The 5,401-nt window shown below is 71.8% G+C and carries 6 protein-coding genes; all 6 read right to left on the minus strand.

Annotated elements, in window-relative coordinates:
- Nucleotides 1-1,052: phosphopyruvate hydratase (gene eno / locus JHD21_RS20260; RefSeq protein ID WP_292679020.1), on the minus strand; the 1,052-nt coding region annotated here is incomplete at its 3' end.
- A gap of 77 nt (nt 1,053-1,129) precedes the next feature.
- Nucleotides 1,130-1,720, minus strand: a complete 591-nt coding sequence (locus JHD21_RS20265; RefSeq protein WP_292679023.1) for a MazG family protein — start codon at nt 1,718-1,720, stop codon at nt 1,130-1,132.
- Nucleotides 1,721-1,744: 24 nt separating this feature from the next.
- The gene (locus JHD21_RS20270; RefSeq protein ID WP_292679027.1) at nt 1,745-2,431 is read right to left on the minus strand and encodes a hypothetical protein; all 687 of its coding nucleotides are present in this window, start codon (nt 2,429-2,431) and stop codon (nt 1,745-1,747) included.
- A gap of 89 nt (nt 2,432-2,520) precedes the next feature.
- Nucleotides 2,521-3,546: an NAD(P)H-binding protein gene (locus JHD21_RS20275; RefSeq protein WP_292679030.1), complete on the minus strand. Its 1,026-nt coding sequence runs from the start codon at nt 3,544-3,546 to the stop codon at nt 2,521-2,523.
- On the minus strand, nt 3,543-4,157 hold the full coding sequence (locus tag JHD21_RS20280; protein WP_292679033.1) for an SGNH/GDSL hydrolase family protein: 615 nt from the start codon (nt 4,155-4,157) through the stop codon (nt 3,543-3,545). The genes JHD21_RS20275 and JHD21_RS20280 overlap by 4 nt, the downstream gene beginning before the upstream one ends.
- A gap of 237 nt (nt 4,158-4,394) precedes the next feature.
- On the minus strand, nt 4,395-5,401 hold a 1,007-nt coding region (locus JHD21_RS20285), incomplete at its 5' end, for a TRCF domain-containing protein (RefSeq protein ID WP_292679036.1).

The raw sequence follows: 5,401 nt of genomic DNA on the forward strand, positions 1-5,401 counted from the left end.
GCGAGCTCGACGGCGTCGAGGGTCTCGGTGAGCGAGCCGATCTGGTTGACCTTGACCAGCATCGCGTTGGCAGAGCCGCCGTCGATGCCTCGCTGGAGGCGCTCGACGTTGGTGACGAACAGGTCGTCGCCGACGATCTGGATCCGGCCACCGAGCTGGTCGCTCATCGCCTTCCAGCCGTCCCAGTCCTCCTCGTCGAGGGGGTCCTCGATGGAGACGATCGGGTACGCCGCGACGAGCTCGGCGTAGTAGGCGGTCATCTCGGCACTGGTCTTGGGTGCGCCCTCGAAGACGTAGGCGCCGTCCTTGAAGAACTCGCTGGCCGCGACGTCCATCGCGAAGGCGATGTCGGTGCCGAGCTTCTGCCCCGACGCCTCCACGGCCTCGGCGATCAGGTCGAGGGCGGCCCGGTTGGAGTCCAGGTTGGGCGCGAACCCGCCCTCGTCGCCGAGCCCGGTCGAGAGGCCCTTCTTGTTCAGCACCGACTTGAGCGCGTGGTAGACCTCGGCGCCGGAGCGCAGCGCCTCCTTGAACGTGGCCGCGCCGATCGGCGCGATCATGAACTCCTGCACGTCGACGTTGGAGTCGGCGTGCGAGCCGCCGTTGAGGATGTTCATCATCGGGACCGGCAGCAGATGGGCGTTGGGGCCACCGACGTAGCGGTAGAGGGGAAGCCCGGCCGAGTCGGCGGCGGCCCGGGCCACGGCGAGCGAGACGCCGAGGATGGCGTTGGCGCCGAGGTTGGCCTTGTTGGGGGTGCCGTCGGCGTCGAGCATGGTCTGGTCGACCAGTCGCTGGTCGTCGGCGTCGAGGCCCTCGACCGCGGGGCCGAGGGTCTGGATGACCGCGTCGACGGCCTTCTGGACGCCCTTGCCGCCGTAGCGGTCGCCGCCGTCGCGCAGCTCCACCGCCTCGAAGGCGCCGGTGGACGCCCCGCTGGGCACCGCGGCCCGGGCGAAGGTGCCGTCGTCGAGGAGGACCTCGCACTCGACGGTGGGGTTGCCTCGGGAGTCGAGGATCTCGCGAGCGCCGACGGCTTCGATCACAGCCACGTTGGTGGTCTCCTGCAGTTGGGGGAAGAAGGCACCTCGCAGCCTAGTCCGGCGAGCGGACCGATCCGGGTAGCGGCTCAGGCGAGGCGGCGCACGGCGTCGCGCAGGGCCTGCTCGGGGTCGACGCCGGTGTCCACGGCCTCGGCGACCAGGGCCAGCAGCCGGTCGCCGAGGTCACGTCCCCCCTCCGACGGCCGCGAGCTGCCGCGCTCGAGGACCTTGGCGGCGTAGAGCAGCGCGGGCAGCGTGTCCGGCAGGCCGTCGGTGACGGAGTCGCGCTGCTTCTCCGTCGCCTTGATCGCCTGCCACGCCTCGTTGACGCCGGCCGCGTCCTGGGGATGGTCCGCGTCGGGGTCGCCGAAGACGTGCGGGTTGCGGCGGTGCATCTTGGCGGTGATGTCGCGGGCCACGTGGTCGAGGGTGAAGTCGCCGCGCTCCTCGGCGATCACGGCGTGGAAGTAGACCTGCAGCAGCAGGTCGCCGAGCTCTTCGCGCAGGTGCGTCCAGTCACCCGTCGCGTCACCGGCGTCGATCGCCTCGAGGGTCTCGTGGGTCTCCTCGAGCAAGTAGCGGGCCAGCGAGCGGTGGGTCTGCTCGGCCTTCCAGGGGCACTCGGCCCGGAGCCGGCGCATCACCTGGACGAACTCGACCAGTGGTTCCTCGGCCATCGAGTCGTCCCGGCCGGGTGCGGCTCAGCCGCAGGTGGCGGACGTCGGCAGGGTGGCGACATAGGCGGGGTCGGGCTCCTCGTCCGACACCCCGCCCTTCGCCACGTCGCTGACGGCGAACGTCAGGTCGGTGTCGACCGGCTGGGGCTGGCCGTCGACGAGCTCGGTGCCGTAGCGCGGGTCGAAGGTGACGCCCTCGCGGTCCACCCACTCGGCGAGCGCGTCCAGCCCGCGCGCCTGCTGGAAGTCGACGGTGGGATCCTCCTCGCCCTCGTCGGCGAGCAGGATCCCGCCGATCTGGGTGAGGACGTCGGTGACGTAGGGCAGCGTCGCTTGCACCTCGACGTACTCGTCCCGCCCCTCCTCGGACAGCCCCTCGGCCTCGGTCTCGATCTGGGCGAGCTGGGACTGGTAGTCGGTGCCGGGCGAGACGTCGTAGTCGTCGGCCAGCTGCTCGACGGCGGACTGGACCGCGAGCTGCCCGACGATCCCGCGCTTGAAGAGGCGCAGCGGGTAGGACTGGCCGCCGCTGGAGATCTGCTCCTCGACCGCCGCGCAGAAGCCCGCGGTGAGCTCGTCGACGCGGTCCGTGGTGATGGTCCGGTCGCCCACCTCGACGGCGACGCCGGGACGGAACTGGGTCTCGGCCACCCCGCATCCCGAGAGCAGGACGAGGCACGGGACCGCGGCGGCCAGGGAACGCTTCAGCACGGACGACATTCAAGCAGCCGCGAGGAGTTCTGCCCCCACCCGGCTTGCGTCCGAGCCGTCGGTCGACCGCCCGCTGAGCCTCCTGCCACTCAGGAGCCGGGCAGCACGTCCTGCACCGCGTCGACCACCTTGGCCAGGACGGGCCGGTCGTCGCCGCCGCTGGCCCAGGCCGGATCCTGCGGGAGGGGGCCCATCGGGTCGGCGAGTTCCGGCGAGCTCGCCCGCTCGGCCAGGGCGCGGCGGAACGCCTCGTCCAGCCCCACCAGCTCGTGCCCCTCGGGAAGCAGCTCCCAGAAGTCGTCGTCGCCCGCCACCATGTCGTGGCGAAGACTCTCCACGAGCGCCTCGACGGTCGGCCGGGGGACGTCGGTGAGGCTGCCGACCAGCGTCCCGACGAGCGACGTCGGCAGCAGCGGCACCTCGACCTGGGGCCGCGTGAGCCCGGCCTGGGACGTGTAGTCGTCGAGCAGGGCCCCGTAGCGCAGCTGGTCCGGCCCGCCCACGTCGAAGTGACGCGAGGGGCCGGTGTAGTCGAGCGCGCCGGTGAGCGCCTCGAGCACGTCGACGACGGCGATCGGCTGGACGAGCGAGTCCATCCAGGTCGGGATGGTGTGCACCGGCATCCGCTCGCTGACCTGGCGGATGATCTCGAACGAGGTGGACCCGCTGCCGAGGATCACGGCGGCGCGCAGGACGACCACGGTCGCCGGGGTGTCGCTGAGGATCCGCTCGACCTCACGGCGGGACCTGATGTGGTCGGAGAGCTCGTCGTCCTCGACATCGGGGACCACCCCGGAGAGGTAGACGACGCGGTCGACGCCGTGAGCCCGGACACCGTCGGCCAGGTTGGTGGCGGCCCGGCGGTCGGTGCGCTCGAAGTCGTCCCCACCCATGCCGTGGATCAGGTAGTAGACGGCCTCCACGCCCTCGCAGGCGGCGGCGACCTGGTCGGCGTCCAGGGCGTCCATGACGACGGTCTCGACCCGCTCGCCCCACCACGGCTGGTCGCGGTCCGGGTCGGTCGTGGTCGTGCGTACGTCGTGGCCGCGCTCGAGAAGCAACGGGACCAGTCGGCCCCCGACGTACCCGGTCGCACCTGTCACCAGGATCTTCACGTGCTCTCGATTCTCGAGTGGTCGTCGACGGCGGCCGCCAGCAGGTGCGGAGCGATCGCAGCGGCGATCACCTCGTAGCCGGCGTCCGACGGATGGAAGCGGTCCGGTGAGAAGAGGCTGCGGTCGGCCCGGAAGACCGCGGCTGTCGACGCGTCGGGGTCGGCGACCCTGGCGCCGAGCGCTTCGGCGGCGGCGATCTGGCCGGTGCGGAACTCGGCACTGGCGGCCTGGACCAACGGCCGCAGCGCCGGTGGGACGTGCGGGACCATGCTCAGGTCGGGGGCCGGCGCCAGCACGACCTCGCTGCCCGCGCGACGCAGCCGGGAGACCGCCTCGGCCAGGGAGGCGATCGCCGCGTCGACCGGCTCGAGATGCGTCAGGTCGTTCGCGCCGATGACGATCACAGCCGCATCCGGCAACCAGCCCAGCGCCTGGTCGACCTGCGGGGCCAACCCCGAGCTACGCGCTCCCGGGACCGCGAACACCCGCGCGACCGCGTCGACACCGACCTCGCGGAGCCGTCGGGTCAGCCGGGCGGCCAGCCGGCTCTCCGGAGCCGTTGCTCCCATCCCCCAGGCGATGGAGTCCCCGATCAGGGCGAGTCGCAGCACCGGTCAGCCACGTCCGCGCGGCGGACCGGCGTGGGCGCCGAAGAAGAGCAGACGCGCCAGGAACGCCCCGAGGGACCGGGTCATCGCCACAGCACCAGGACGATGACGACGGTCAGGAGCGCTGAGACCGCGAGTGACCCGGCACAGCCGAGCCGGTTGCTGAAGAAGAGGAACACGTTCCCCCGGTGCCCCACTCCCTTCCGGAACAGGCCACCCGTACGGGTACGCGGGACGTGATCAGGACGACACCGGCGGCGGGTCGATCACGGCGTCGATCACCTCGTGCGCCCACTGGAGCAGCGCGATCCCCGTGAGCGGCGTGCCGGTCCTGCCCGGCGTCCCCGGACGCGGGACCAGGACCGTCTTGACCGGGGCCTTGACGATCGACTTGGGGTAGAGCCGCTGCAGGCGGACGACGCGGGACTCGGGCAGCTCGACCGGCGCGAACCTGACGTTGCGGCCGGCGATGGTCACCTCGCCGACCCCGGCCTTGCGGGCCCGGGCCCGGAACCGGGCGACGAGCAGGAGGGACTCGACCTCCTGTGGCGCGGGGCCGTAGCGGTCGGCCATCTCCTCGCGGAGCAGGTCGACGTCCTCGTCGCTGCGCACCTCGGCCAGCCGCTTGTACATCTCCAGCCGGAGCCGCTCGCTGGGGATGTAGTCGTGCGGGAGGTGCGCGTCGAGGGGCAGCTCGATGCGGACCTCGCCCAGCTCCGGCTCCTCCTCGCCCTTGAACTCGTTGACCGCCTCGCCGACCAGCCGGACGTAGAGGTCGAAGCCCACGTCGGCGATGTGGCCGGACTGCTCCCCGCCGAGCAGGTTGCCGGCACCGCGGATCTCGAGGTCCTTCATCGCGATCGCCATGCCGCCCCCGAGGTCGGAGTGCTGCGCCAGGGTGGCCAGCCGCTCGTGCGCGGTCTCGGTCAGCGGCTTCTCGGCGGGGTAGAGGAAGTAGGCGTAGGCCCGCTCCCGGGACCGCCCGACCCGGCCGCGCAGCTGGTGGAGCTGCGACAGCCCGAGGGTGTCGGACCGCTCGATGATCATGGTGTTGGCGTTGGAGACGTCGAGCCCCGACTCCACGATGGTCGTGCAGACCAGCACGTCGAAGCGCTTCTCCCAGAAGTCGAGCATCACCTGCTCGAGCTGGTGCTCCCCCATCTGGCCGTGCGCAGTGGCGACCCGCGCCTCCGGCACCAGCTCCTTGATCTTGGCCGCGGCCTTCTCGATCGAGTTGACCCGGTTGT

The organism is Nocardioides sp., from assembly GCF_016462705.1.
Classification (GTDB): domain Bacteria; phylum Actinomycetota; class Actinomycetes; order Propionibacteriales; family Nocardioidaceae; genus Nocardioides.

Excerpts from the sequence above, each read along its gene's own strand:
- JHD21_RS20265 (WP_292679023.1), bottom strand. The coding sequence starts at position 1,720 with ATGGCCGAGGAACCACTGGTCGAGTTCGTCCAGGTGATGCGCCGGCTC.